Source organism: Micromonospora sp. DT31 (genome assembly GCF_049841795.1).
Lineage (GTDB): Bacteria > Actinomycetota > Actinomycetes > Mycobacteriales > Micromonosporaceae > Micromonospora.
Genome location: NZ_JBNCKZ010000005.1, coordinates 83333 through 108364 on the forward strand (window position 1 = coordinate 83333; position 25032 = coordinate 108364).

At 71.2% G+C, this 25032-nt stretch carries 23 protein-coding genes; 11 read left to right on the top strand and 12 right to left on the bottom strand.

Going from position 1 to position 25032, the window contains the following annotated elements:
* Nucleotides 1-153: 153 nt before the first annotated feature.
* The 3 genes from trxB to ACLQ2X_RS10710 all read left to right on the top strand — a co-directional run bounded on the left by trxB (nucleotide 154) and on the right by ACLQ2X_RS10710 (nucleotide 2794).
* A complete protein-coding gene (gene trxB, locus ACLQ2X_RS10700; protein WP_425680828.1) occupies nucleotides 154-1107 on the top strand; it encodes a thioredoxin-disulfide reductase in 954 nt (317 codons plus the stop codon).
* A gap of 38 nt (nucleotides 1108-1145) precedes the next feature.
* Nucleotides 1146-1469, top strand: a complete 324-nt coding sequence (gene trxA / locus ACLQ2X_RS10705) for a thioredoxin (RefSeq protein WP_425680829.1) — start codon at nucleotides 1146-1148, stop codon at nucleotides 1467-1469.
* 164 nt (nucleotides 1470-1633) lie between these two features.
* Entirely contained in the window at nucleotides 1634-2794 is a 1161-nt protein-coding gene (locus tag ACLQ2X_RS10710) for an N-acetylmuramoyl-L-alanine amidase (protein ID WP_425680830.1), read from the top strand.
* 5 nt (nucleotides 2795-2799) lie between these two features.
* On the opposite strand, the gene ACLQ2X_RS10715 is transcribed toward ACLQ2X_RS10710, so the two are convergent.
* Nucleotides 2800-3465: a GNAT family N-acetyltransferase gene (locus ACLQ2X_RS10715; protein WP_425680831.1), complete on the bottom strand. Its 666-nt coding sequence runs from the start codon at nucleotides 3463-3465 to the stop codon at nucleotides 2800-2802.
* A gap of 242 nt (nucleotides 3466-3707) precedes the next feature.
* On the opposite strand from ACLQ2X_RS10715, the gene ACLQ2X_RS10720 reads away from it, so the two are divergent.
* Together ACLQ2X_RS10720 and ACLQ2X_RS10725 are read left to right on the top strand one after the other, a co-directional pair.
* Entirely contained in the window at nucleotides 3708-5021 is a 1314-nt protein-coding gene (locus ACLQ2X_RS10720) for a PLP-dependent aminotransferase family protein (RefSeq protein WP_425680832.1), read from the top strand.
* A gap of 7 nt (nucleotides 5022-5028) precedes the next feature.
* Nucleotides 5029-6024, top strand: a complete 996-nt coding sequence (locus tag ACLQ2X_RS10725) for a D-alanine--D-alanine ligase family protein (protein WP_425680833.1) — start codon at nucleotides 5029-5031, stop codon at nucleotides 6022-6024.
* A 4-nt stretch (nucleotides 6025-6028) separates the two neighbouring features.
* Here the strand turns inward: ACLQ2X_RS10725 and ACLQ2X_RS10730 are convergent, their stop codons facing one another.
* The 9 genes from ACLQ2X_RS10730 to rpmH form a co-directional block, all read right to left on the bottom strand.
* Nucleotides 6029-6907, bottom strand: a complete 879-nt coding sequence (locus tag ACLQ2X_RS10730) for a hypothetical protein (RefSeq protein WP_425680834.1) — start codon at nucleotides 6905-6907, stop codon at nucleotides 6029-6031.
* A 1280-nt stretch (nucleotides 6908-8187) separates the two neighbouring features.
* The gene (locus ACLQ2X_RS10735) at nucleotides 8188-9228 is read right to left on the bottom strand and encodes a ParB/RepB/Spo0J family partition protein (RefSeq protein ID WP_425680835.1); all 1041 of its coding nucleotides are present in this window, start codon (nucleotides 9226-9228) and stop codon (nucleotides 8188-8190) included.
* 27 nt (nucleotides 9229-9255) lie between these two features.
* On the bottom strand, nucleotides 9256-10587 hold the full coding sequence (locus ACLQ2X_RS10740) for an AAA family ATPase (protein WP_425680836.1): 1332 nt from the start codon (nucleotides 10585-10587) through the stop codon (nucleotides 9256-9258).
* Nucleotides 10588-10824: 237 nt separating this feature from the next.
* Nucleotides 10825-11574: a 16S rRNA (guanine(527)-N(7))-methyltransferase RsmG gene (rsmG, locus tag ACLQ2X_RS10745; protein WP_425681075.1), complete on the bottom strand. Its 750-nt coding sequence runs from the start codon at nucleotides 11572-11574 to the stop codon at nucleotides 10825-10827.
* Between the two features lie 365 nt (nucleotides 11575-11939).
* Nucleotides 11940-12521 (bottom strand): protein jag, encoded by a 582-nt coding sequence (locus ACLQ2X_RS10750; RefSeq protein ID WP_425680837.1) that lies wholly within the window; start codon nucleotides 12519-12521, stop codon nucleotides 11940-11942.
* A 216-nt stretch (nucleotides 12522-12737) separates the two neighbouring features.
* A complete protein-coding gene (gene yidC, locus ACLQ2X_RS10755) occupies nucleotides 12738-13730 on the bottom strand; it encodes a membrane protein insertase YidC (protein ID WP_425680838.1) in 993 nt (330 codons plus the stop codon).
* Nucleotides 13731-13970 (bottom strand): membrane protein insertion efficiency factor YidD, encoded by a 240-nt coding sequence (yidD, locus tag ACLQ2X_RS10760; RefSeq protein ID WP_425681076.1) that lies wholly within the window; start codon nucleotides 13968-13970, stop codon nucleotides 13731-13733.
* 41 nt (nucleotides 13971-14011) lie between these two features.
* A complete protein-coding gene (rnpA, locus tag ACLQ2X_RS10765; protein WP_425680839.1) occupies nucleotides 14012-14425 on the bottom strand; it encodes a ribonuclease P protein component in 414 nt (137 codons plus the stop codon).
* 34 nt (nucleotides 14426-14459) lie between these two features.
* Entirely contained in the window at nucleotides 14460-14597 is a 138-nt protein-coding gene (gene rpmH, locus ACLQ2X_RS10770) for a 50S ribosomal protein L34 (RefSeq protein ID WP_091567639.1), read from the bottom strand.
* Between the two features lie 570 nt (nucleotides 14598-15167).
* Here rpmH and dnaA point away from each other — a divergent pair.
* The 5 genes from dnaA to ACLQ2X_RS10795 all read left to right on the top strand — a co-directional run bounded on the left by dnaA (nucleotide 15168) and on the right by ACLQ2X_RS10795 (nucleotide 21633).
* Nucleotides 15168-16997, top strand: coding sequence for a chromosomal replication initiator protein DnaA (dnaA, locus tag ACLQ2X_RS10775; RefSeq protein ID WP_425680840.1), 1830 nt, complete (start codon nucleotides 15168-15170; stop codon nucleotides 16995-16997).
* An 837-nt stretch (nucleotides 16998-17834) separates the two neighbouring features.
* Complete coding sequence (gene dnaN / locus ACLQ2X_RS10780) at nucleotides 17835-18968, top strand: DNA polymerase III subunit beta (protein ID WP_425680841.1); 1134 nt, start codon at nucleotides 17835-17837, stop codon at nucleotides 18966-18968.
* A 40-nt stretch (nucleotides 18969-19008) separates the two neighbouring features.
* Nucleotides 19009-19881 (top strand): phosphogluconate dehydrogenase (NAD(+)-dependent, decarboxylating), encoded by an 873-nt coding sequence (gene gnd, locus ACLQ2X_RS10785; RefSeq protein WP_425680842.1) that lies wholly within the window; start codon nucleotides 19009-19011, stop codon nucleotides 19879-19881.
* A 17-nt stretch (nucleotides 19882-19898) separates the two neighbouring features.
* Nucleotides 19899-21032: a DNA replication/repair protein RecF gene (gene recF / locus ACLQ2X_RS10790; RefSeq protein ID WP_425680843.1), complete on the top strand. Its 1134-nt coding sequence runs from the start codon at nucleotides 19899-19901 to the stop codon at nucleotides 21030-21032.
* 4 nt (nucleotides 21033-21036) lie between these two features.
* Nucleotides 21037-21633 (top strand): DUF721 domain-containing protein, encoded by a 597-nt coding sequence (locus ACLQ2X_RS10795; protein ID WP_425681077.1) that lies wholly within the window; start codon nucleotides 21037-21039, stop codon nucleotides 21631-21633.
* 3 nt (nucleotides 21634-21636) lie between these two features.
* On the opposite strand, the gene ACLQ2X_RS10800 is transcribed toward ACLQ2X_RS10795, so the two are convergent.
* Both ACLQ2X_RS10800 and ACLQ2X_RS10805 read right to left on the bottom strand, forming a co-directional pair.
* Nucleotides 21637-21864 carry a hypothetical protein gene (locus ACLQ2X_RS10800; RefSeq protein WP_425680844.1) on the bottom strand — a complete coding sequence of 76 codons (228 nt, stop codon included), beginning with the start codon at nucleotides 21862-21864 and terminating at the stop codon, nucleotides 21637-21639.
* Nucleotides 21865-21951: 87 nt separating this feature from the next.
* Nucleotides 21952-22506 (bottom strand): hypothetical protein, encoded by a 555-nt coding sequence (locus ACLQ2X_RS10805; RefSeq protein WP_425680845.1) that lies wholly within the window; start codon nucleotides 22504-22506, stop codon nucleotides 21952-21954.
* Between the two features lie 539 nt (nucleotides 22507-23045).
* Between ACLQ2X_RS10805 and gyrB the strand changes: the two genes are divergently transcribed.
* On the top strand, nucleotides 23046-24992 hold the full coding sequence (gyrB, locus tag ACLQ2X_RS10810) for a DNA topoisomerase (ATP-hydrolyzing) subunit B (protein WP_425680846.1): 1947 nt from the start codon (nucleotides 23046-23048) through the stop codon (nucleotides 24990-24992).
* The last annotated feature ends 40 nt before the right edge of the window (nucleotides 24993-25032 follow it).

Below are 25032 nucleotides of genomic sequence, written 5' to 3' on the forward strand. Positions count from 1 at the left end.
GGCACGTGACGTGACCCACCGGATGACCGGCTCGGGAATCCCCGCTTCGTACGATGATGTTCTGCAAGTCAGGCGCCGGCCCCGCTGAACCGTCGGCGCTCCGGATCGACATCGGTGCCCACCGGTGACGAACACACACATCGGGAGACGGCAGTGGACGAGGTCCGCAACCTGATCATCATCGGCTCCGGGCCGGCCGGCTACACGGCGGCGGTCTACGCCGCCCGCGCCAACCTCAAGCCACTGGTGATCGAGGGCGTGCAGTCGGGTGGCGCGCTGATGACCACCACCGAGGTGGAGAACTTCCCCGGCTTCGCGGACGGCATCCTCGGCCCCGAGCTGATGGACAACATGCGCAAGCAGGCCGAGCGTTTCGGCGCCGAGTTCCTCACCGACGACGTGACCCGGGTCGAGCTGAAGGACACCGGCGAGATCGGCTCCGACGCGGTGAGCACCGCCTGGGTGGGTCAGACCGCCTACCGGGCCCGCGCCGTCATCCTCTCCACCGGTTCCGCGTGGCGTCCGCTCGGTGTGCCCGGCGAGCAGGAATACCTGGGGCACGGCGTGTCGTCCTGCGCCACCTGCGACGGGTTCTTCTTCCGCAACCAGCACATCGTGGTGGTCGGCGGCGGCGACTCGGCGATGGAGGAGGCGAGCTTCCTCACCCGCTTCGCCGCGTCGGTGACGATCATCCACCGCCGCGACTCGTTCCGGGCCAGCAAGATCATGGCCGACCGGGCGCTCGGCAACGAGAAGATCAAGGTCGAGTGGAACTCCGTGGTCGAGGAGATCCTCGGCGACGACGGCAAGGTCAACGGCGTGCGGGTACGCAACGTACACACCGGCGAGAGCAAGGTGCTCGACGTCACCGGCGTCTTCGTGGCGATCGGCCACGACCCGCGCAGCGAACTCTTCCGCGATCAGGTGGAACTCGATGACGAGGGTTACGTGAAGGTGCAGGCGCCGAGTACCCGTACCAGCATTCCGGGGGTGTTCGCGGCCGGTGACGTGGTCGACCACACCTACCGGCAGGCCATCACGGCGGCCGGCACCGGCTGCGCCGCCGCGCTGGACGCCGAGCGGTTCATCGCCACCCTGCAGGACTGAGAATTTCCAGGTGTAACGGGTTCGGAGGAGGGTTCATAGTGGGAGCAACCAAGGCCGTCACGGACGCGAGCTTCGCCAGCGACGTGCTGAAGTCCGACAAGCCGGTTCTGGTCGATTTCTGGGCGGAGTGGTGCGGTCCGTGCCGCAAGGTCTCGCCGCTGCTGGAGGAGATCGCCGGTGAGATGAAGGACCAGGTCACCATCGTCAAGCTCAACATCGACGAGAATCCCGAGACGGCACGCGCCTACCGGGTGATGTCGGTGCCGACGCTCACCATCTTCAAGAACGGCGAACCGGTGCAGTCGATCGCCGGCGCGAAGCCGAAGGGCGAACTGCTCCGGCTCATCCAGTCAGCGCTCTGAGCCGTCCCCGGCACCTCCGCAACCCCCGCCACCCCGCCCGGGTGACGGGGGTTGCGGCGTTCTGACCTGCCCGAACACGAACCCGGTGGGTGAGCGGCCACGGTACGCTCCGTAAGCGTCCGTCGGAGTTCCGGTCCGCCAGCGTCCGTACAGAGGGGGTCGTCGTGCGTCCGATCCGACCCGGTGACCAGGGACCCGCGGTGGCCGAGATCCGCACCGTCCTCGTCGGCCTGGAACTCCTTCCCGAGGCCAGCGGGGGCGACGACTACGACGCGGAGACCGAACGCGCGGTCCGGGCCTTCCAGCAGTCCCGCGGCCTCAGCGTGGACGGGCGGGTGGGCGCGGAGACCTGGCGGTCGCTGGACGCGGCCCGCTGGCGCTTCGGCGCCCGCGCCCTCTACCACTCCGTCCCCGAACCGCTCACCGGCGAGGACGTCCGGGCACTCCAGGAACGCCTGCTGGAGATGGGGTACGACGTGGGCCGCGCCGACGCCATCTACGGCATCCGCACCTCCCGCGCGGTGGCCCAGTTCCAGCGCGAGACGGGCCTGAAACCGGACGGCTCGTGCGGGCCGCACACCGTCAACGCGCTGCGCCGGCTCGGCCGCAAGGTGGTCGGTGGACGCCCCCAGTGGCTGCGCGAGTCCGACGCCATCCGTCAGGCCGGGCCCACGCTCGTCGGCCGGACCGTGGTCATCGACCCCGGGCACGGTGGCACCGATCCGGGCGTGGTGGTGCCCGACGGCTCGCTGCGCTGGAGCGAGGCGGACCTCGTGCACGACCTGGCCAGCCGGCTGGAGGGGCGGCTCGCCGCGGCCGGCGTACGGGTCCAGTTGACCCGCGGTCCGGCGCCTGACGACTGCCTGCCCGACGCGGACCGGGCCGGGCTCGCCAACTCCCTCGGCGCCGACGTGTTCATCTCGCTGCACACCGACGGGCACGCCAACCCGGACGCCGAGGGGGTCGCCACCTACCACTACGGCACCGACAACGGCGTCACCTCCGCGACCGGGGAACGCCTTGCCGGGCTGGTGCAGCGGGAGATCGTGGCCCGCACCGGGCTGCGCGACTGCCGCACCCACGCCAAGTCGTGGGAGTTGCTCCGCCTCACCCGGATGCCGGCGGTTCGCGTCGAGGTCGGCTACCTGACCTCCCCGCAGGACCGGGGTCGGCTGGTCGATCCCCGTTTCCGGGACCGGGTGATCGAGGCCATCGTCGCTGGGGTGCAGCGGATGTACCTGCCGATCGAGCGGGACGTGCCGACCGGCTCGATCGACGTCAGCGAACTACGGGCGATCGTGGCGGCCGGCACCGTGGTCGACTGAGCGGGTCACCCGGTCGACCGGGTGGCGGGCGCCGGACGGACCGGCCGCAGCAGTGTCTCCGGGCTCATCGAGCCGAGCAGCTTCTCCAACGCGTACTCGACGTCGGACTTCCAGCTCAACGCCGTCCGCAACTCCAGCCGCAGGCGGGGGTAGCGCGGGTGCGGACGGACCGTCTTGAAGCCCACCGAGAGGAAGAAGTCGGCCGGCGCGACGCAGCCGCGGGCCGGGTCGTCACCGTCGTCGCCGAACTTGGCGTCGCCGAACGCCTCGATCGCCTTGATGCCGCGCTTGGTGAGGTCGCGGGCCACACCCTGGACCAGCATCCGGCCCAGGCCGCCGTCGGCGAAGGCCGGCACCACGTGCGCGGTCATCAGCAGCGCCGCGTCCGCCGAGACCGGCGAGGTGGGGAACGCCATCGAGCGAGGGACGTACGCGGGCGGGGCGTACATGACGAAACCGGCCGGCATCCCGTCGACGTAGACGAGCTTGCCGCAGGACCCCCACTCCAGCAGGGTCTGGGAGACCCACGCCTCCTTCTCCAGGCCCGGGTCGCCGGCCGCGCACGCCCGCTCGGCGGCGACCGGATCAAGCTCCCAGTAGACGCAGCCCCGGCAGGATCGAGGCAGGTCCTCCAGCGTGTCCAGGGTCAAGTTGACCAGACGTCGCGACATGAGCGCACCCCACCAATAGCTCCTGGTCCCGACGTGCGATCGTACGCGCCCGCCCGGCGGTACGGGAGTGGACGCGCGAACCCTCGCCCGCGCGGACCGGGATGTGACATGTCCACACGGCCGGTTCCGCGACCGTCACCAGGGACTACGATCGGCGAACGGCCCCGCCGCCAATGAATGTCGGCCCTGCGGGTACCACACCGGGCGGCAGCCCCGCCGACACCCGATCGAGGTGATGTCCCATGACCGGCACGACGCTCGACGACTACACCGACCGGTACGCCCGGCGCGTACGCGGGATGACCGCATCCGAGATCCGGGCGCTGTTCGCGGTGGCCAGCCGGCCGGAGGTCGTCTCGCTCGCCGGTGGGGCACCCTACATCGCGGCGCTGCCGCTGGACGCGGTCGGCGAGATGCTCGGCCGGCTCGGCGCCGAACACGGCACCACCACCCTCCAGTACGGCATCGGCCAGGGCACCCCGGAACTGCGCGAGCGGATCTGCGAGGTGATGTCCCTGTCCGGAATCGACGCCTCCTGCGGCGCCTCCCCGGAGGACGTGGTGGTGACCGTCGGCGGTCAGCAGGCGCTCGACCTGGTGGCGCGGCTCTTCCTGGACCCGGGTGACGTGGTGCTCGCCGAGGGCCCGACGTACGTCGGTGCGCTCGGGGTGTTCCAGGCCGCCCAGGCGCAGGTCGCCCACGTGCCGATGGACGACGACGGGCTCATCCCGGAGGCGCTGGAGGCGGCGATCGCCGACCTGACCCGGGCCGGTCGGCGGGTGAAGTTCCTCTACACCATCCCGACCTACCAGAACCCGACCGGCGTGACGCTGAGCGAGGAGCGCCGGGAGCGGGTCCTCGACATCTGCGAGCGCGCCGGGCTGCTGGTGGTGGAGGACGACCCGTACGGTCAGCTCGGTTTCGACGGCGAGGCACCCGCGCCGCTGCGGGCCCGGCGACGCGACGGGGTCTTCTACCTGAGCACGTTCTCCAAGACCTTCGCGCCGGGCCTGCGGGTCGGCTGGATCCTCGCCCCGCACGCGGTCCGCGACAAGCTGGTCATCGCCAACGAGGCGCAGATCCTCTGCCCGAGCGGCTACGCGCAGGCGGCGGTCTCCACCTACCTGGGCACGATGCCGTGGCGGCAGCAGCTCAAGGTCTACCGGGAGGTCTACCGGGAGCGCCGGGACGCGCTGCTCGACGCGCTGGCCGACCTGATGCCGGAGGGCACCACCTGGACCACGCCCGCCGGCGGCCTGTTCGTCTGGGCGACCCTGCCCGACGGTCTCGACTCCAAGGCGATGATGCCGCGGGCCATCGCCGCCCGGGTCGCGTACGTGCCGGGCACCGGCTTCTACGCCGACGGGACCGGCGCGGGGAACATGCGGCTGAACTTCTCCTTCCCGCCCCCGGAGCGCATCCGGGAGGGCGTCCGCCGGTTGTCAGGTGTGATGGAGCAGGAGATCGCCATGCGGAAGGTCTTCGGCGCGGTCGTCGGCGCCGGACCTCACCGTCGCCGGGGCGGCTCCGACGCTCCCGGTCCCGACTTGGCATGATGCCGGCATGTCCGTCAGCCCTGCCGCAGCGACGCCCGTGACCGAACCGGCCGCCGATGACCTGCACGTGCTCGTCCTCGCCGGTGGTCTCTCCTACGAGCGGGACGTCTCGCTGCGGTCGGGTCGCCGGGTCCTCGACGCGTTGCGCGCGGTCGGCGTACCGGCCGAACTGCGGGACGCGGACGCGGCGCTGCTGCCGGCCCTGACCGCCGACCCGCCGGACGCGGTGGTGATCGCCCTGCACGGCGCCACCGGCGAGGACGGGTCACTGCGCGGGGTGCTCGACCTGTGGGACGTGCCGTACGTGGGCTGCGACGCCCGTGCCGCGCGGCTCGCCTGGGACAAGCCGTCGGCCAAGGCGGTGCTGCGCGAGGCGGGCATCCCCACACCGGACTGGGTGGCCCTGCCGCACGACCGGTTCTCCGAGCTGGGCGCGGCGGCCGTTCTGGACCGGATCGGCGACCGCCTGGGCCTGCCACTGATGGTCAAGCCGGCGCAGGGTGGGTCCGGGCTGGGCGCCGCCGTGGTCCGGGAGGCGGCGTCGCTGCCGGCCGCGATGGTGGGCTGTTTCGCGTACGACCAGACCGCGTTGGTGGAGCGCTACGTGCCGGGCATGGACGTCGCGGTTTCCGTGCTCGACCTGGGTGCGGGCCCACAGGCCCTGCCCCCGGTGGAGATCGTCCCCCGCAACGGCGTCTACGACTATGCCGCCCGCTACACAGCCGGCCGCACCACCTGGCATGCGCCCGCCCGACTCGACCCGGCGACGACCGCCCGGGTGACCGAGGTGGCGCTCGCCGCGCACCACGCGCTCGGCCTGCGCGACCTGTCCCGTGTCGACCTGATCGTCGACGCGGCGGGCGAACCGCACGTGCTGGAGGTCAACGTCTCGCCTGGCCTGACGGAGACCTCCCTGCTGCCGCTCGCGGTCCAGGCGGCCGGGCTCGACCTCGGTCGGGTGCTCGGCGCGCTGGTGACCCGGGCCGCCGCCCGCCGCCACTGACCGTTCAGCCGCCGTAGCCGCGCGGCGTGCGCCCCTCGCCGTCGCCGACCCCAGGGCTGCCCGGCGTACGGCCAAGGGTGATCGACCTCTCCTCGCCGTCGAACTCGTCGGTGTCGTCGCCGGCCGGGCCCTCTTCCGGGTCGGCGGTCGGGCCGGACGCGGGCGGGCCCGCGAAGGGGTCTGAGAGCCCCTCTGCCGCGTCGGCCTCGGGGATCTCGTCCGCTGCCTCGATCACCGATCCGCCTTCCTCCTCGGGCTCCTCAGCGCCGGTGGTCGGCTCCGGGGCGGAGAGGCTCGACGGGGCCTTCCAGTGGATGCGCGGTGGCTCGGCAAGCGGCCGGCCACCGAACTCGGCGAGCCAGGCGGCCACCATGGCCAGATTCCCCCGCCACTGCTCCTCCGGGATCGGCGGGAGGATCGAGTCCCACAGGGACAGGAACGTCCCCCGTAGTTGCAGCCTCCCGTAGGGCCGCGCCAGGAACCACAGGTGCAGGTGCGCCGAACCGTCGCCCCAGCGGTTCACGTGCACCCGGGCCACGCCGTCCAACGAGCGGATCGCCCGTTCCAGGCGAACGGTCATCACGCCGAGCTCGGCGGCGAGCAGGTTCGGCAGGTCGCCGAGGTCCAGGTGGGAGCGCGACTCCAGGATCAGGACCATCGGCAGCCCGGTGGGCCGGTCCATGGCGCGCACACGCCAGCGCTCGCCAACCCAGATGTACGCCTCGTCGGGCGCGTTGCAGGCGGTGCATTCCCGGTCCGCCTCGCCCCGACGGGGAGGTTCGACCGGTACGGGATCGTCGAGATGCTTGACGCGGAGATCGCCCTCGAAGGGGAAGGACGGCCATTCGGTGAAATCAGGAACTGCGGGAGGGGTGTCGTGCACGACGCTGACCCTAACCGAGTTGGCGACGCCTGTCCCTACCTGTTCCCGGCTCCCACAGGCTGTCCACTGCCTTGTCCACCACGTTGTCCACAGGCTGGCGAGATCACCAGTACAGCGCGTCATGCACTGCTCAGTAAGGGTTTCCGGGTCTTGTTTCACGTGAAACGGATGCGGCCTGTGGATAACCGCTGTGGATAACTACAGGCGAGTTGCCGGCCCTCTCTCCTAACGAGCCGGAGCGCCGATCCGCACGCTCCGGCCGACTCCGAGTGGCCGGTCCACCCCCCTGTTTCACGTGACCGTGCCGCCCGTCCGGGACCGTCGCGGTGCGCTCAGCACACGCTGCGGTGTACTGCCGAACTTCGCGGCGAGGCGGCCCGCGCCGGGGGCAAGTTCCGCGTGCTGGGCTCCGTCTCCGTCCGCCGCTGCCGTTTCACGTGAAACACGGACCGGCGGCCCTGATCGGGTCGCGCCGGGTCCGAGAAGTCCAACAAGAGATCTTGGAAGGAACCGGCCTCGTGGGGGGCATCAGGCTTCCAAGATCTACGGTGGCCCCACCCCGCGTCCGCCGAGCCGGGGTGGGGGGTTCGCCTCGCTCGGGTCGCCGCGGGAGGGGACTCGTCAAACGCGTGGGACTGCTCCCGGCCGACGAGGCGCGTCCGTCCCACCTTCCAGACGGCTGGAGCGTCGCCACAGTTCCGCCTCCGTCATCGAGTATCAGGTCGATGGCACCCGGGCCGGTCGGGTACTCGGTGCCAACAGGAGCGCCGATCCGGCACGGGACGGTGCCGCAGGCGGTCTCGTCCGGCCGTAGCCGTGGCCCGTCATGGAGCAGCCGGCGTCGCGTGGCAGCCCGCCCGTCAACGGAGCAGCCGCCGTCGCGTGGCAGCCCGCCCGTCGCGGACCAGCTCGGTCCAGTCGGCCAGCAGCCCCGTGCAGTTGGGAGACAGGCAGGCCGGTGTCGAAGGCGTGGCTCGCCGGCCGGGCGGGTCGAGAGTGACCGGGGTGGAGCGGAAGGCCGGGCGACCCAGGTCGGAGGCTGGACGTCCCTGGTGCCGCTGGGCGCGAGGGCTCCGAACTCCGGCCGTCGTTCCACGTCCACCGTTTCACGTGAAACGGTGAACAGCGGGCGGCCAGCGTTTCACGTGAAACCGGCGATGCCCCGAGCAAACGCGGCCAGGGTTGCAGGGGAGAACCGCCCCGCAGCGCCCCGGCGACTCGCAGAGACAGAGCCGGCCGCGCCCAAACGGGCGCGGCCGGCGAAGACGACGAGCGTCGGGCTACTCCTCGGGCCGTTCCTCCTGGACCCCGATGATGCCGACGATCCGCTCCAGGTCGTCGACCGTGGCGAACTCGATCGTGATCTTTCCCTTGCTCCGGCCGATGTCCACCTTCACCCGGGTGTCGAACCGGTCGGAGAGGCGGTCGGCGAGGTCGGAGAGCGCCGGGGCGTGCGGCTTCGGCCGGCGCTTCGCGGCGGGGGCCTTCGCCACCCCGTCGGAGAGGGTCAGGTGCACCAGCTCCTCGGTGCCGCGTACCGAGATGCCTTCCTTGACGATCCGCTCGGCGAGCTGTTCCTGCGCCCCAGAGTCATCGAGGCTGAGCAGGGCGCGGGCGTGGCCGGCGGAGAGCACCCCGGCGGCGACCCGCCGCTGCACGGGGGCGGGGAGGTTCATCAACCGAATCGTGTTGGAGATCTGCGGGCGGCTGCGTCCGATCCGCCGGGCCAGCTCCTCGTGCGTGGCGCCGAACTCCTCCAGCAGTTGCTGGTAGGCCGCTGCCTCTTCCAGGGGGTTCAGGTTGGCGCGGTGAATGTTCTCCAGGAGCGCGTCGCGGAGCATCGCGTCGTCCTTGGTGTCCCGGACGATCGCGGGGATGCTCTCCCGGCCGACCGCCTGGGCGGCCCGCCAGCGCCGCTCGCCCATGACGAGTTCGTACTTCTCGGGATCGAGCTGCCGGACCACGATCGGTTGGAGGAAGCCGACCTCCTGGATCGAGGTCTTCAGCTCCTCCAACGCCTCATCGTCGAAGACGTGTCGGGGCTGCTTCGGGTTCGGCACGATCGAGTCGACCGGGATCTCGGCGAAGCGGGCACCCGGCACCGGGCTCAGCGGTGATTCCGCCGCCTCAGGGCTCGGAACCGGAGGGCTTGCGAGTGAGCCGGTGACGGCGACCGTCGCGACGGATGCCGGGGCGGGCGGCGTCGTGCCCGTCGGGGCCGCTTCCGATTCGACGGCCGCCGGTTCGGCAGCCGGTGCCGGCCCGGTGGGGATCAGGGCGCCGAGCCCTCGACCCAGACCGCCGCGGGGACGGTTCTTCATGCGACGCCTCCCAGCGACTTCTCCGCACTACGCATTCGGGCTCACCGGCTCCTTGACCCCTCGCTCCGCGATTTCCAGGGCGGCCTCGAAGTAGCTCGTGGCTCCCCGCGAACCGGGATCGTAGGTCATCACCGACTGGCCGTAGCTGGGTGCCTCGGAGACACGCACGTTCCGGGGGATGACGGCTTGCAGCACCTTGTCGCCGAAGTGGTTCCGCACGTCCTGCTCCACCGCGTCGGCCAGCCGGGTGCGGCGGTCGTACATGGTGAGCAGGATGGTGGACACCTCAAGCGTCGGGTTCAGGTGCTGGCGTACCAGGTTGATGTTGTTGATGAGCTGGTTGAGCCCTTCCAGCGCGTAGTACTCGCACTGGATGGGGATCAGCACCTCCTGGGCGGCGACCAGGGCGTTGACGGTCAGCAGGCCGAGGGACGGCGGACAGTCTATGAAGACGTAGTCGAAGTGACCGGCGGGGTACGCGGCGATGGCCCGCGCCAGCCGGGACTCCCGGGCGACGACCGACACCAGCTCGATCTCGGCACCCGCCAGGTCGATGGTGGCCGGCACGCACCAGAGGTTCGGGATGCCCTCGACGGCCTGGGCAACCTCTTCCAGTGGAACGCTGTCGATCAGGCAGTCGTAGACGTCGGGCACGCCCGTGTGGTGCGGGACGTTCAACCCGGTGGAGGCGTTGCCCTGCGGGTCGAGGTCGACGACGAGCACCCGGTTACCGTGCAGCGCGAGCGCCACCGCCAGGTTCACGGTGGTGGTGGTCTTACCCACGCCACCCTTCTGGTTGGCGACGCACATCACCCGGGTCCGATCAGGGCGGGGCATGGTGACCTCGCCACTGGGATTCAGGATCTGCACGGCGCGCATCGCCTCCATAGCCAAGGGGGGATCATCCTCTTCGCGCGTCGGGGTTTCACGTGAAACGTACGTGCTCGCATCCACCTGGTCGGCGTGCCCGTCGGCCGGTGGCGTGTCGGACGGCGCCGTCGGTGCGGCCTGCTGCGGGACGGCAGAGACCGGCGGTTGGGGCTCGTAGCGCCCGGGGACGGCCGCGTTGCCGCGCGCAGCCGGCGGACGGGGGGACGGCGCGTTCACCGGTCCGTCGGCCGGGTCGACCGGTTCCCGGGCGGGCGGCACGTTCGCCGGAGCGGATGAAACCGGACGCACCGCGCCGGCGGGCGATGCGTCGGGCCGCCGCGCCGGCTCGGCCTGGGGCGGGGCGGACGGGTCGCGAGCGTCGTCCACCGTCCACTCCTGATAGTTGGTTTCACGTGAAACATGGTCGGCGGACGCTTGCCCTTCCGACCCGTTCAACCGTGGATCGTCGTACCTGCCCTCGTCATGCACCTGTCATCCCTACCCGCTCCGGATGGTCGGTCCGCACCCGTCGAATGGAAGCCCGCGCCTCGCCCGGCGTCATCCGGCACGGCGAAACGACGGCCGTCCGGCACCACCGCTCCACACTATCGACGCGCGGTCAGCCTACGGCCGACGGGCGCAGCGGGTCCATGTCGGGTTGCGATCGATCAGGTCACGTCCACCCGGTCCAACGACCGGACGAGCATCCGGAAGCCCTCTCGGAGTTCAGCGGTCACCACGGCGTCGACCACCCCGCGAGCGCTTGGGCTTCTTTGCCCGGCGTGGGTTGACCACGCGCTCGCGGACCACCTCGACCACCGTCGCCGCCGGTTCGATCACGCCCTCGCCGCACCTGTGCAGTGCCGGTGCGCTCCCACCGAGGCGTGCCACCGCCTCGCCGTGCTCGGCGATCTCCTCCGCAGCGGAGGCACCCTTGAGCGCCACCAGGCGGCCACCGGGCACGAGCAGCGGCAGGCACCACCCGGCGAGCCGGTCCAGCGGGGCCACGGCGCGGGCCGTGACGATGTCGGCGGTCAACGCCTTGCGGTCCCGCGAACCGGCCGCCGCTTCCTCGGCCCGCCCACGGAACACGCGTACCGACCGGGTCAGGCCGAGCCGCTCCACCGCTTCGACCAGGAAGGCGACCCGCCGGGCGAGCGGCTCGACAAGCGTCACGGTCAGATCGGGACGTGCGATCGCCAGCACCAGACCGGGTAGCCCGGCGCCGGAGCCGACGTCGATCACACTGGCGCCCTCCGGGATGCGCTCGGCCGTCACCGCACAGTTGAGCAGGTGCCGGTCCCAGAGCCGGGGTGCCTCGCGGGGACCGATCAGGCCGCGTACCACACCGTCGGTGGCCAGCAGTTCGGCGTACGCGGCGGCCACGTCGAGCCGATCACCGAAGAGCGCGCGGGCGGCCGGCGCCAGTTCCGGCGGCAACGTGGCCGCGGCCGGATCCGCCACCGCACCCTCCATCAGGGACGATGCGGCTTCGGTTGCGGCGTCCGGCTCCGGCGCTGGCGCCGGCTCCGCGAAGAGCGGGTCCACCGCGCCGACCGGGGCCTCGGACGCCAGGTCGACCGGCGGTTCGCCGGAGAAGGCCGGGTTCACCTCCGCCGGAGCCACCGGCCGGGTCTCGGCCTCGGCCGCCACCTCGGTCGAGAAGGCAAGTTCGCCGGGGTCGGCGTTGACTCGGGCCGGATACGCCGGGTCGCCCGCACGGTCGTCGCCGGAGAAGATCGGGTCGACGGTGGGTTCGGGCCGCACAGGAGACGGCCCGGGCGGCGTACCACCCGGGCCGGCCACGGCGCCCGCCGTCGTCTCGTCGGAGATCACGGACCTCAGTCCGTTGCCGGGCGGACGACGATGCGGCGGTTCGGCTCGACGCCCTCGGACTCGCTCTCCACCCCGCTCATCGCGTTCACCACGTCGTGGACGCACTTGCGCTCGAACGCGGACATCGGGTCCAGGCGTACCGGCTCGCCGTGCTCCTTGACCTTCTCCACCGCGTTCTTGGCCACCGCGGCCAGCTCCTTGCGGCGGGCCGCCCGGTAGCCGCCGACGTCGAGCAGCAGCCGGCTCGGCGTGCCGGTCTGCCGGAACACCGCCAGCCGGGCCAGTTCCTGGAGCGCCTCCAGGGTGGCGCCCCGCTGGCCGACCAGGTTCTGCAACCGGCCGCCGACGACCTCGACGACCGGGCGGCCGCCGGAGACCAGCTCGTCGATGTCGCCGTCGTAGTCGAGGATGTCCAACAGGCCCTCGACGTAGTCGGCGGCGATCTCGCTCTGCCGGAACAGGTCGCTCTCGGCCGGGGCCTTCTTCTCCCGGGCCTCGGCCGCCTCCTCCTCGAGGTCGGTGGTGGCGACCGCGGCGGTCTCCTCGTCCAGGGACTCGTCGGCGCGGGGGATGCTGGTGTCGGTCACGGTTTCATCTCCGTACTCGCTCGGCCGGACCGTCGGGGGTCCGCTGGTCTCCCGGGGCCGGCGGGAGGTTCGCCTGTTGCCCTCGGGCACGTCTGTACGGGCCAGTTTCGCCCGTGACCGCGCTCTGCGCGGCGGTTCCGGCCCGGCGCCGACCCGTCGGGTGGCCGCACACGACCGGTGCGGGCCACCGCCGGACAGCGGCGGTGGCCCGAAAGGTCAGCCCTGTCGCTTGGCGGGCCGGCTGCTGCCCTTTTTCGGGTTGGTCGGCTTGGCGCCCGGCTTCGGACCGGCCACCTTCGGCGCCGCCGCCGGAGCCTTCGCCGGCGCCGGGGCGGCCTTACGGCCGAACAGGCCGCCGGTCTTCGCCGGCTGCACCGCGCTCTTGGCGCCGGTGCCGGTGCCGGTCTTCGCCGTGGGGGGCGGCGGGAACTTCCGCAGCACCCACTGCTGCTGGCCGAGCGTGAACAGGTTGTTGGTGACCCAGTAGATGATCACACCGATCGGGAAGATCGCGCCGGAGATCAGCAGGGACAGCGGGATGCCGTAGAGCATCAGTCGCTGCACCATCCGCTGCTGCGGGTCCTCCGCCCAGCCGGTCTTGAGGATCATCTGGCGGCTGGTCAGGTAGGTGGTGGCAATCATGATCACCACCAGGATGCCGGCGACCACCTTGACCGTGCCGGCGTTCGCGCCCAGCCGGGCCAGCTCGTCGGCGGTGGAGCCGAACTTGCCGGAGATGGGGGCGCTGAAGAGCGTCGCGCTGGAGGCACTGTTGAACTGGTCGACGGTCCAGCCGTACAGGGTCTTGCCCCCGTTGTCGGGGTTGAGCCGCCGCAGGGTGTGGAACAGGCCCAGGAAGACCGGGATCTGGAGGAACATCGGCAGGCAGCCCATGAGCGGGTTGGCCTTCTCCGTCCGGTAGAGCTCCATCATCTCTTTCTGGAGCGTCTCCCGGTCACCCTTGTGCTTCTCCTGAAGCTCCTTCACCTTGGGCTGGAGCGCCTGCATGGCGCGCTGCGACTTGATCTGCTTGACGAAGACCGGGAACAGGATCACCCGGACCGTCACCACCAGGAAGATGATGGCGAGGATCCAGGCCCAGTTCGTACCGATCACGGTCCCGACCGGAACTCCGATGGCGTCCCAGGCCGAGTGCCAGGTCAGCAGGATCCACGAGATCGCGTAGTAGATCCAGTCGAGACTAAACACTCAGGCTCCAGTCACGTCGGCACGGCGGCGGTCGCCCGGCGGCGGCACCGGGTCGTGACCACCTGGGTGGAAGGGGTGGCAGCGCGACAGCCGCCGGACCGTCAGCCAGGCTCCCCGTGGCGCGCCGTGCCGGGTCACCGCCTCGACGGCGTAGGCACTGCACGACGGGTAGAACCGGCAGCGGGCCGGCAACGCCGGACTTATCCACCGACGGTACGCGATGATGGGCGCCAACAGGATGCGGGCACCCGTTGTGGGCGATGTCGCCGCGGTCGCGTCGTTCACCGCGACCGCCGTCCGCGGGGCGACCGCGCGGCGGCGATTGCCGCGTCCAGGTCGGCACCGAGCCGGGCGTACGTCGCGTCGGCTGCCGCGGGTAGTGCGCGCACCACGAGGGTGGTGCCGGCGGGCAACTCGGTGAGCCGCTCGCGGACCAGGTGCCGCAGCCGGCGGCGGACCTTGTTGCGGGCCACCGCGCCGCCGACGGCCTTGGACACGACGAAGCCGGCGCGGTGGGGTACGGAGATGTCCGCACCGCTGCTCCGCGCCGGCTCCGGCGTAGATGTCGCGGTGGCGCCGGTCGGCTCGGGAAGGGTCAGGTGGACCACGACGGCACCGCGGCCGACGCGTCGCCCACCGCGGACCGCTGCGGCGAAGTCACTACTGCGCCGCAGTCGCTGTGCGGCGGCCAGCACGATTGCCCACGTCCCCGGACCGGACCGGTCGGCCTCAGGCCGACAGGCGGGTACGGCCCTTGGTGCGACGAGTCGAGATGATGGCGCGGCCGGCACGGGTGCGCATGCGCAGCCGGAAGCCGTGGGTCTTCGCGCGCCGGCGGTTGTTCGGCTGGTAGGTGCGCTTGCTCACGTCAGGCTCTCCGTTGTCGTACGCCCCGCGCGGCGGATCGCCCGGGGTCGTGTGCTGGTCCAGATCACCTCGCGGTGACCTCCGATCGGCGCTGCCGTGACCCGCCCCCGGGGTGCGGGAGAACGGCCAGGACAGCGAGCATCAATCACCCTAGCAGAGGGCGAGAGAGCAGCCGCTCCAGCCTACGCAGGGGCGCAATGACCGTCAAACATCACACTCCGCCGCCCGACCTGCGCCGGCAACGCGGCCGAAGGGTGGTTTCCACTGATGTTGCCAGGGCCATCAGGGTGTCACCGGTTGATGGCGTGGGGTCCGCGCTGTTAGCGTGCCCGATTGCGGTCGGCGTCGGGAACCCGGGGTTTGTCGCCGATCGGCAAGACCGGACACGCTGTTGAATCGTTCGGCACGGTGAACCCGCTTCAGTGCCTCCACGACGTCGAGGGGGCAGGTCCGACCCGCGTCCGGTGGGCGGCCACAATCGGTCGGTACACAGGCTGTGGATAACTTGTGGATGACGACCGGTCAGCCGTCCGGGCGGGCGTGAGGAGCAGGCGAGGGGGTGGCACGACGGTGACCGGAGCGACCGACCTTGCCGAGGTGTGGGCGGCGACCACCGACGAACTCGCCGACGAGATCATCTCCGCGCAGCAGCGGGCGTACCTCCGGCTCACCCGGCTCCGGGCGATCGTCGAGGACACCGCTCTGCTCTCGGTGCCGGACGCCTTCACCCGCGACGTGATCGAGTCCCGGCTCCGCCCGGCCATCACCGAGGCGTTGAGCCGCCGTCTCGGGCGACCGATCCAGGTGGCCGTGACCGTACGGGTCGCCGACGATCAGGGCGCCCGCCCGGCCGGCGGCACCGTCTACCGCAGCAACCCGGAACCCGGGGCGGGGCAGGAGAGCGCCGCCGACCCGCTGCCCGGCTTCGACCACCCCCGGGCGTCCGCGCCGGCCTACCCGTCCCGCCCGGACACCGGGTACGCCGAGGCCCGGTACGCCGATCCCCGCCCGGAGCAGCACGTCGACGAGCCGGCCCCACGCCAGCGAACCGCGGACACCGGTCGTCCACATCTGGTCCAGCCCGGCCGGGACGCGCAGGACACGCTCTTCAGCGCCGCGTTCGCCGAGCCGATGCACACCGCACCCGAACGCCACGCCTTCGACGAGCGCGCCCGGGTCGAGCCGCACCCGCAGGACCGCGGTGGCTACGAGCCCCGCTACCGAGACAGCGCCGGTCAGGTCGACCCTACGCCGGTCCGCGGCCTGCCCCGTGACGGCGCCACCGACAGCGGCCCGGGCCGCGGTGGCGTGGACCACCGCCGGCCGGGCGGGCAGGCGGACCGCAGGTTGCCCGCCGGGACGGAGAGCGGCGGCAACCGGCTCAACCCGAAGTACATGTTCGAGACGTTCGTCATCGGCTCGTCCAACCGGTTCGCCCACGCGGCGAGCGTGGCGGTGGCGGAGTCGCCGGCCAAGGCGTACAACCCGCTGTTCATCTACGGGCACTCCGGGCTGGGCAAGACCCACCTGCTGCATGCCATCGGGCACTACGCCACCACGCTTGGCAACGCCCGCTCGGTCCGGTACGTCTCGACCGAGGAGTTCACCAACGACTTCATCAACTCGTTGCGGGACGACAAGACAAGCGCGTTCCAGCGCCGCTACCGGGACGTGGACATCCTCCTGATCGACGACATCCAGTTCCTGGAGAACCGGGAGCGGACGCAGGAGGAGTTCTTCCACACCTTCAACACCCTGCACAACGCCAACAAGCAGATCGTGATCACCTCCGACCGGTCGCCGCGCCAGCTCGCCACGCTGGAGGACCGGATGCGGACCCGGTTCGAGTGGGGGCTGCTGGCCGACATCCAGCCGCCCGACCTGGAGACGCGGATCGCGATCCTGCAGAAGAAGGCGGCGCAGGAGCGGATGTACGCCCCGCCGGACGTGCTGGAGTTCATCGCCTCCCGGGTGTCGAACTCGATCCGTGAGCTGGAGGGGGCGCTCATCCGGGTCACCGCGTTCGCCAGCCTCACCCGTTCCACGGTCGAGCTGTCGCTGGCCGAGGAGGTGCTGCGGGACTTCATGCCGGACGGCGCCGGCCCGGAGATCAACGCCGACCAGATCATGGCGTCCACCTCCGAGTACTTCGGGGTGAGCCTGGAGGACCTGCGTGGCCACTCCCGGTCGCGGGTGCTGGTCAACGCCCGGCAGGTCGCCATGTACCTGTGTCGCGAGCTGACCGACCTGTCGCTGCCCCGCATCGGCCAGGCGTTCGGTGGTCGGGACCACACCACGGTGATGCACGCCGACCGCAAGATCCGTCAGCAGATGGCCGAACGGCGCTCGCTCTACAACCAGATCGCCGAGCTGACCAACCGCATCAAGCAGAACACCTGACCGTCGACCCCCGTCCCGTCCCGCTCGTCAGCCCGGCCCGCTCCGTCGGCCGGGCTTCCGCATGTCCGGGGGTGGCCGTGTCGCCGGTGAAGGTGGCGACCGGTGCACGGCCGTCGCGTCCCGCCGGCCCGAGGCGAGCCCTGACTGTTGACCCTCGACCTTGTGCAGGGGCCAGAATTCGTCGTGTGTCCATCCACAGGCCGCACCGGTTGTCCACAGCCCCTGTGTCACAGTCGGTGGACAACCACCCTCTGCACCTGGCCGGTTACCCACAGACTGTGGACAACTCCTGGGGACGAGCCTGTGGACGCCTGGGGACAACGTTCATGTTGTCCACCGACGGCGGCCTGCCTGTGGGCGAGCTGTTGAAGGTTCTGGGGATGACGGGAATCCACACCCTTGCCACTGTCCACAGCGCTGGGGAGGAAACCGGTGGATTACCGGTGGACAACCGGTGGACAGCGGTGGATAACCCGGCGTCCGGCGGGGGTTGTGGACCGGAACGCGAGTTGTACCCCTGGTTCTCCACAGGCAAACCACCGGTGGATAACGTGTCTGACCTGGGCAGACGCGGGTTCTCCACAGTTTGCACAGGTGCGATGAAGACGATGAGTTATCTCTTCTAAACAACAAAAACCAATCATCACCGTTGGACTTCCTGTGGATCGGGCCGAAGCGCTGCCGTCGGCAGTCGCCCGGGCACCTGGATCCACGGGGTCGGGCGCACAGCCGATGCCCACGCGCCCTAAGGTGCGATGGGTACCCGCACGGTCGGGCGGGTCGGGTGGCAGCGGCCGGCATGAGAGAGTTGTCGCTGACGTCGACGCGGAGGCATTGATGAAGTTCCGAGTGGAGCGCGACGCGCTCGCCGAGGCGGTCGCGTGGACCGCCAAGAGCCTGCCCAACCGGCCCTCCGTGCCCGTTCTGGCCGGGGTGATGCTCCGGGTGACCGACAGCAACCTCCAGGTCTCCGGCTTCGACTACGAGGTCTCCAGCCAGGTGACCGTCGAGGTGCAGGGTGACGCCGACGGCGCCGCCCTGGTCTCTGGTCGGCTGCTCGCCGAGATCACCAAGGCACTGCCGGGCAAGCCGGTCGACATCGCCGCCGTCGGCGCCCACCTCGAACTGGTCTGCGGCAGCGCCCGGTTCACGCTGCCCACCATGCCGGTGGAGGACTACCCGAGCCTGCCCGAGATGCCGGAGAGCGCCGGCACCGTGGACGCCGCCGCGTTCGCCGCCGCCGTGGCCCAGGTCGCCGTGGCCGCAGGCCGGGACGAGACACTGCCGATGATGACCGGCGTCCGGATCGAGTTGACCGGCAGCACCATGGCCATGCTTGCGACCGACCGCTACCGTCTCGCGCTGCGCGAGATGGAGTGGATCCCGGACGACCCGGAGATCAGCCTCAACGCGCTGGTGCCGGCGCGCACCCTGCACGACACCGCCAAGGCGCTCGGCCCGCTGGGCGGTCACGTCACGATGGCGCTCTCCGCCAGCAAGGCCGGCGAAGGCATGATCGGTTTCGCCGGCGGCACCCGCCGGACCACCAGCCGGCTGCTGGACGGTGCGAACTACCCGCCGGTACGCTCGCTGTTCCCGGCCGACCACAACGCCGAGGCCCGGGTGCCCGTCGCCGCGCTCATCGAGGTGGTGAAGCGGGTCGCGCTTGTCGCCGAGCGCACCACCCCGGTCCTGCTCAGCTTCAGCGCCGACGGTCTGGTGGTGGAGGCCGGCGGCACCGAGGAGGCCCGCGCCAGCGAGGCCATGGAGGCCACGTTCAGCGGCGAGCCGTTGACCATCGGCTTCAACCCGCAGTACCTCATCGACGGCCTGAGCAACCTGGGCGCCCAGCACGCCCTGCTCCGGTTCGTCGACGCGTTCAAGCCTGCGGTCATCTCACCGGCCGGGGAGGATGGCGAGGTCATCCCGGGGTACCGGTACCTCATCATGCCGATCCGCGTGTCCCGCTGATCGTCGGCAGTACGACCCTGACGTACGGAGGTAGCAGCAGATGCAGCTCGGCCTGGTAGGACTCGGTCGGATGGGCGGCAACATGCGGGAGCGGTTGCGCGCGGCCGGGCACGATGTGGTCGGTTACGACACCAATCCGGAGATCAGCGACGCCGCGACCCTGGCGGAGCTGGCCGAGAAGCTCGACGCGCCCCGCGCGATCTGGGTCATGGTGCCCGTCGGTGTCACCGACTCCACGATCGACGAACTCGCCGGCGTGCTCGGTGCGGGCGACATCATCATCGACGGCGGCAACTCCCGGTTCAGCGACGACGCCCCGCGCGCCGAGCGGCTGAACGAGCAGGGCATCGGCTACCTCGACGTCGGCGTCTCCGGCGGCGTCTGGGGCCGGCAGAACGGGTACGCGCTGATGGTCGGCGGCGCCCAGGAGCACGTCGAGCGGCTCATGCCGATCTTCGAGGCGCTCAAGCCCGAAGGCGAGTTCGGCTTCGTGCACGCCGGCCCGGCCGGCGCCGGCCACTACGCCAAGATGGTGCACAACGGCATCGAGTACGGCCTGATGCACGCCTACGCCGAGGGCTACGAGCTGATGGCCAAGTCCGAGCTGGTGACGAACGTCCCCGGCGTGTTCAAGTCGTGGCGGGAGGGCACCGTCGTCCGGTCCTGGCTGCTGGACCTGCTCGACCGGGCGCTCGACGAGGACCCGGAGCTGGCCGAGTTGAGCGGCTACACCGAGGACACCGGCGAGGGCCGGTGGACCGTCGACGAGGCGGTCCGCCTCGCCGTGCCGCTGAACGTCATCACCGCCTCGCTGTTCGCCCGCTTCGCCTCCCGGCAGGACGACTCACCGGCCATGAAGGCCGTCGCCGCGCTGCGTCAGCAGTTCGGCGGCCACGCCGTGCACAAGCGCTGACCGGAATCCGCCCACCTGTGTACGTCCGCCGGCTCGAACTCGCCGACTTCCGCTCCTACGAGCGGGTCGGCGTCGACCTGGAGCCGGGCCCGAACGTGCTGGTCGGCGCGAACGGCGTCGGCAAGACCAACCTGGTCGAGGCGCTCGGCTACGTGGCGACCCTGGATTCGCACCGGGTCGCCACGGACGCCCCGCTGGTCCGGATGGGCGCCACCTCGGCGGTGATCCGCTGCGCCGTGGTGCACGAGGGCCGGGAACTACTGGTCGAGCTGGAGATCGTGCCGGGCAAGGCCAACCGGGCCCGGCTCGGCCGTTCCCCGGCCCGGCGGGCCCGGGACGTGCTCGGCGCGCTGCGGCTGGTGCTCTTCGCCCCGGAGGATCTGGAGCTGGTGCGCGGCGATCCGGCCGAACGCCGCCGCTACCTGGACGACCTGCTGGTCAACCGGCAGCCCCGTTACGCCGGTGTCCGGGCGGACTACGAGCGGGTGGTCAAGCAACGCAACGCGCTGCTGCGCACCGCGTACCTGGCCCGCAAGACCGGCGGCTCGCGGGGCGGCGACCTGTCCACGCTCGCGGTCTGGGACACCCACCTGGCCCAGCACGGCGCGGACCTGCTCGCCGGCCGGCTGGAGTTGGTGGCCGCGCTCACCCCGCACGTGGCCAAGGCCTACGACGCGGTGGCCGCCGGTCGGGGGGCGGCGGGCATCGCCTACCGGCCCTCGGTGGACCTGCCGGAGCCCGCCGCCGACCGGCACGCGCTGGCGGAGGCGCTGGGCGCGGCGCTCGTCGCGAACCGCACGGCCGAGATCGAGCGCGGCACCACGCTCGTCGGCCCGCACCGCGACGACCTGGCCCTCACCCTCGGCCCGCTGCCCGCCAAGGGGTACGCGAGCCACGGCGAGTCCTGGTCGTACGCGCTGGCGTTGCGGTTGGCCGCCTACGACCTGCTGCGCGCCGACGGCATCGAGCCGGTGCTGGTCCTCGACGACGTGTTCGCGGAGTTGGACACCGGCCGGCGGGAGCGCCTGGCGGAGCTGGTGGGCGGCGCGAGTCAGCTCCTGGTGACCTGCGCGGTGGACGACGACGTGCCGGTGACCCTGCGGGGCGCCAGATACGCGGTGGGCGAGGGGGAGGTGCGACGTGTCGGATGACGAGGTGCAGCTTCCCCCGGCCCGGCTCGGTCCGGGGCGCGATGCGCGTACCCCGGGGAAGCCGGCGGGGGGCGGCGAACCGGCGGCGGGCGGGCCGGAGGGCGCCGCGGGGCCGGAACTGGCCCGGGCGGTGCTGGACGCGGCGAAGGCCCGGCGGCAGGCGGCCGGTGCGCCCCGGCGGCGTGCCGCGGTGCGCGGCGACGGGGAGAAGCGGCTGCGTGGCTACTCGGGACCGGGGCCGGATCCGCGCGACCCGCAGCCGCTCGGCGCGGTGCTGGACAAGTTGGTCAAGGCGCGCGGCTGGCAGCGCCCGGCGGCCGAGGCGACCGTGTTCGGCGCGTGGGAGAAGGTGGTCGGCGCGGAGGTCGCCGAGCACAGCCGCCCGGTCAAGTTGGAGGACGGCGAGCTGACCGTGGAGGCGCGTTCGACGGCGTGGGCCACCCAGTTGCGCCTGTTGGCGGGCTCGCTGTTGCAGCAGATCGGCCGCGAGGTCGGCCACAACGTGGTGCGCCGGCTGCACATCCACGGCCCGGCCGCGCCGTCCTGGTCGCGCGGCCCGCGGCGGGTGCGCGGGCGGGGGCCCCGCGACACCTACGGCTGACCGTCACCGCTGCGCGCGTCGTGCCTCCCGGCGGGCGCGTTTGAGTTCGCGTTGTTCGCGGCTCCACTGCTTGCGGCGCTCCAGGTCGGCCTTCCAGGCGTCACGGGCCAGCTTGGAGCCGCCCTGCACGGCGCCCTGCACCTGGGAGGGGCCGGCGAGGTTGCGGAACACCCAGCCCAGCAGCCGGCCGCCCTTGCCGGAGGCGTCGCCCACCTGCTCGTCGTCGCTCATCGCCGCGCTCTCCGTTCCTGCCGGCCCGATCGGTGTGCCACCAATTGGTACACCACGGGTTGCCGTGGGCCGGCGGGCAGGGCCTGGTCAGACGTCGGCGTAGACGGCGAAGCCGCGCTCCGCGCAGCGCCGGTAGAACGCGGCGAGGACGCTCAGCTCGGCACAGGTGAAGTTCCACTGCGGCGGGTCGCCGCTGTCGTCGCGCAGCCGGTCGAGCCGGCTGTCCAGCCAGCGGAGCTGCGGCTCGGCGAGCCGCCCGTCGCCGAGCAGCGCGCGCAGCACCTCGCTGACCGACTCGAACGTGACCGCCTCGCCGTACGGCCGGTGGCGGGCGACGAACTTCTCCACTCCGTCGGCGATCCACGAGCAGCCGTCCGGGTCGATCACCGGGTCTTCGTCCTCGGCCGAGTTCTCGGTGGCGTAGAGCACATTTTCCAGCCCGAGGATGAGGTCGACCAGTTCGGTGTAGGCGGTCGCCCGTACCGTGCCGGTCTTCGCGATCAGCTCCGCGAGCGCGGCGGTCGGGGCGGAGATCCGGGGTACGTCCACGATCTCGCCGAAGTCCACGAACTCAGCCGGCGCGACCGGGTCGTAGAAGCGGCCGGTACGCGGCCAGTGCACCGCGACGTTGTCCAGCCCCATCTGGCGTCACCTCTCACCATGCGTTTTCGGACCAACTCCGACGATCGTCCCGGTTCCGGGCGCAAAAGATCAAGACCGCAACGGCGGCGCCGCAAAAGTTACGGCACGCCGCGTCCGACCGCGACCCCCGGGCGCCGGTCACCGGTCGGATGGGCGTCACCGCTCACGGAGGCCGGTGGCGCGGTACCGCCCCAATGGCGTGTAGGGGGAGTCGCGGGCAGCGAGGTTCGTCCGGCTACGGCATTCTCAGCCGCCTCGGAGAGGGTGCCGAGTAGCAGTTTGGTCGGCCCCGCACAGTAAGATTGGCAGTGAGACGAAAGACCCGAGACGGAGCGACGGACAGGGGCCCGGTGGGCCCTCGATCATAGTCCCGCCCCGGGTCCGAGCCGATCGCGATCCGCGGGCACCCGCGGCGACCGGTGTGCACGCTCCGTCCCCTGGTGAGCCCGGGGGCGAGCCGTGCGCGCCGACGTCGCGTCCTGTCCGCCGAACCCGCGCCCCCGCGCCCACGCGCGGCCGGTGCGAGAAAGTGGCCGAGCGTGGCAGCGGAGGACAACAAGAAGTACGGCGCCGAGTCCATCACCGTGCTGGAGGGCCTGGAAGCGGTCCGGAAGCGGCCCGGTATGTACATCGGGTCCACCGGCGAGCGCGGTCTGCACCACCTGGTGTGGGAGGTCGTCGACAACGCGGTGGACGAGGCGATGGCCGGGCACTGCGACACCATCGACGTGGTGCTGCTGACCGACGGCGGTGTCCGGGTCACCGACAACGGCCGTGGCTTTCCGGTCGACCTGCACCCCAAGCTGAAGAAGCCGGGTGTCGAGGTCGCGCTGACCGTGCTGCACGCGGGCGGCAAGTTCGACGGCAAGGCGTACGCGGTCTCCGGCGGTCTGCACGGCGTCGGCGTCTCGGTGGTCAACGCGCTCTCCACCCGGATGGCCGTGGAGATCCACAAGGACGGCTTCGTCTGGCGGCAGGAATACCACCACTCCAAGCCGACGCCGCTGGAGAAGGGCGAGTCGACCGACCGGACCGGCTCCGCGGTCTCCTTCTGGCCCGACCCCGACATCTTCGAGACCGTCGACTTCGACTTCCAGACGATCTACCGGCGCCTCCAGGAGATGGCCTTCCTCACCCGGGGCCTCACCATCCACCTGCTCGACGAGCGGGTGCCGGAGGGCGAGGACGGCAAGACCCGCGAGGTCACCTTCCGGTACGACGGCGGCATCGCCGACTTCGTTCGGCACCTCAACGCCTCGAAGAACCCGATCCACAAGACGGTGGTCGAGTTCGGCGCCGAGGAGACCGGCATGTCGGCCGAGATCGCCATGCAGTGGAACGAGTCGTACGGCGAGTCGGTCTACACCTTCGCCAACAACATCAACACCCATGAGGGCGGCACCCACGAGGAGGGCTTCCGGGCCGCGCTGACGAGCGTCGTCAACCGCTACGGCGCCGAGAAGAAGCTGCTCAAGGGTGACGAGCGGCTCTCCGGGGAGGACATCCGCGAGGGACTGGCCGCGATCATCTCGGTCAAGCTCACCGACCCGCAGTTCGAGGGCCAGACCAAGACCAAGCTGGGCAACACCCCGGTCAAGGGCTTCGTGCAGCGGGTCTGCAACGAGTCGCTCGTCGACTGGTTCGACCGCAACCCGGCCGAGGCGAAGATCATCATTCAGAAGGCCTCCCAGGCGGCCCGGGCCCGCATCGCCGCCCAGCAGGCGCGCAAGCTCGCCCGGCGCAAGTCGCTGCTGGAGTCCGGCTCGATGCCCGGCAAGCTGGCCGACTGCCAGTCCACCGACCCGCGCGAGTCCGAGGTCTTCATCGTCGAGGGTGACTCGGCGGGCGGCTCGGCCAAGCAGGGTCGGGACCCGAGGGTCCAGGCGATCCTGCCGATCCGCGGCAAGATCCTCAACGTGGAGAAGGCCCGCATCGACCGCGTGCTGAAGAACAACGAGGTGCAGGCGCTGATCACCGCGCTCGGCACCGGCATCCACGACGACTTCGACATCGAGAAGCTGCGCTATCACAAGATCGTGCTGATGGCCGACGCCGACGTCGACGGTCAGCACATCCAGACGCTGCTGCTCACCCTGTTGTTCCGCTTCATGCGTCCGCTTGTCGAGCTGGGGCACGTCTACCTGGCCGCACCGCCGCTCTACAAGATCAAGTGGAACAAGAAGGGCGACGACGCCCAGTACGCGTACTCCGACCGGGAACGCGACGGGCTGATCGCGCTGCGCCAGCAGAAGAAGCCGAACGCCCGCCCGGACGACATCCAGCGGTTCAAGGGTCTCGGCGAGATGAACTATCCCGAGCTGTGGGAGACCACGATGAACCCGGGCACGCGCACGCTGCGCCGGGTCACCCTCGACGACGCCGCGGTGGCGGACGAGCTGTTCAGCGTTCTGATGGGCGAGGACGTCGAGGCCCGCCGGTCGTTCATCCAGCGCAACGCCAAGGACGTGCGGTTCCTGGACATCTGACGGACGCTGCGGGCCGACCGGAAATCCACCGGTCGGCCCG

Bases quoted from the DNA above. Each gene is read 5' to 3' on its own strand.
- ACLQ2X_RS10725 (WP_425680833.1), top strand. From the start codon at position 5,029: ATGTCCGTCAGCCCTGCCGCAGCGACGCCCGTGACCGAACCGGCCGCC.
- ACLQ2X_RS10805 (WP_425680845.1), bottom strand. From the start codon at position 22,506: ATGGGGCTGGACAACGTCGCGGTGCACTGGCCGCGTACCGGCCGCTTC.
- ACLQ2X_RS10800 (WP_425680844.1), bottom strand. From the start codon at position 21,864: ATGAGCGACGACGAGCAGGTGGGCGACGCCTCCGGCAAGGGCGGCCGG.
- dnaN (WP_425680841.1), top strand. From the start codon at position 17,835: ATGAAGTTCCGAGTGGAGCGCGACGCGCTCGCCGAGGCGGTCGCGTGG.
- ACLQ2X_RS10720 (WP_425680832.1), top strand. From the start codon at position 3,708: ATGACCGGCACGACGCTCGACGACTACACCGACCGGTACGCCCGGCGC.
- ACLQ2X_RS10735 (WP_425680835.1), bottom strand. From the start codon at position 9,228: ATGAAGAACCGTCCCCGCGGCGGTCTGGGTCGAGGGCTCGGCGCCCTG.
- ACLQ2X_RS10715 (WP_425680831.1), bottom strand. From the start codon at position 3,465: ATGTCGCGACGTCTGGTCAACTTGACCCTGGACACGCTGGAGGACCTG.
- gnd (WP_425680842.1), top strand. From the start codon at position 19,009: ATGCAGCTCGGCCTGGTAGGACTCGGTCGGATGGGCGGCAACATGCGG.
- rsmG (WP_425681075.1), bottom strand. From the start codon at position 11,574: ATGGAGGGTGCGGTGGCGGATCCGGCCGCGGCCACGTTGCCGCCGGAA.